The sequence below is a fragment of the Streptomyces sp. NPDC054956 genome (assembly GCF_053609185.1).
Map to the genome: position 1 here is coordinate 1 of NZ_JBSGXB010000654.1, position 1218 is coordinate 1218.

Below are 1218 nucleotides of genomic sequence, written 5' to 3' on the forward strand. Positions count from 1 at the left end.
GAACAGGACCGCCTGATCTACCAGGCCCGCCTCCAAGCCCGCTACGGCCGCTTCTGGCGCCGCAAGGCCCCCGTCGGCGCCCTCATGCCACTCCGGCTCGCCCGCATCGGCGTCCCCCTCTCCCAGACCGCCCCCGAAGGCCTGGCCGCCGCGGGCATCGACCCGCTGCTCCTGCCCCCGCTGCCGGAGACGGCCGACGTGCCGGAGCCGACGCCCCCGGTCCTCCTGTCCGGCACCACCGGCCCGGAGAGCACCGCGACGGCGGGCACCGAGGTCCGCCCCGGCACGCCCGTGGAGGGCGCCGCCGCGGACGCCGCGCTCCCCGCCGGCATCCCGGCCACGGTCCCGGGCGACCTCACCGAGGCCCGGGCCCAGGCACTCACCGAGGCCCGGGCGCAGTCGCTCGCCCAGGCACAGGCCCAGGCATTCTCCCAGGCCCAGGCGCATGCCCAGGCGCATGCCCTGGCGCTCGCCCAGGCCCAGGCCGCGGCGTTCGCGCAGCTGCAGCCGCAGGTGCAGGCCGGGGTGATGACTCCGGCCCAGGCGCAGGCCCTGGCCATCGCACAGGCCCACGCGCAGGTGCAGGCCGAGGCCCGGGCGCAGGCCGAGGCCCGGGCGCAGATGGCGCAGCCCCACCAGGGGCCCGGGGCCGAGCCCGAATTCTGGGACGGGACGGGCGGGGGAAGCGCCCCGCAGGGCCACCCGGCCGCCGCTCCCTTCGCGGTGGACCCGACCGCGATGCCCGCCGCGCACAACAGCGCCTGGTTCGCGGCTCCCCGCGCGCCGCAGGCCGCGTACGAGGGCGGTTACAGCCCCCACCTGGTGGAGGGCCTGGAGCCCACCCCGGTGACGCCCCCGGCCGGCCCCGGCACCGCTCCCGAGCAGCAGGAGCTCCCGATACCGGCTCCCCGCCGCGAGGAGGCTCCTCAGGAGTCCGAGGTCGAGGCCACCATCGACGACGAGAAGTTCGCGGAGGCGGCGTACGAGGTCTTCCGTGCGTACATCGACGAGTTCTCCGGGTTCCCGACCCCCGAGCAGGTGGACATACACCTCTCGGACCGCCACGGGGTCGTGCACCCGCGCAGCGCCACGATGATCCGCCGGCTGATGCCGGACCTGAAGCTGCGTTACCAGCGCGACCTGGAGAACGAGCACATCGCGTAACCCCGTACGGCCGCCCCCCTGGGGGATGTGGAAGGGCCCGCACCCCCCAGGGGG

1 protein-coding gene is annotated in these 1218 nt (G+C 76.4%); it reads left to right on the top strand.

Features of this window, described 5'->3' with window-relative positions; all coding sequences use genetic code 11:
- Positions 1-1164, top strand: a 1164-nt coding sequence (locus ACWGDE_RS39085) for a DUF2637 domain-containing protein (protein ID WP_453393839.1), incomplete at its 5' end; no start/stop codon positions are given.
- Positions 1165-1218 lie beyond the last annotated feature (54 nt).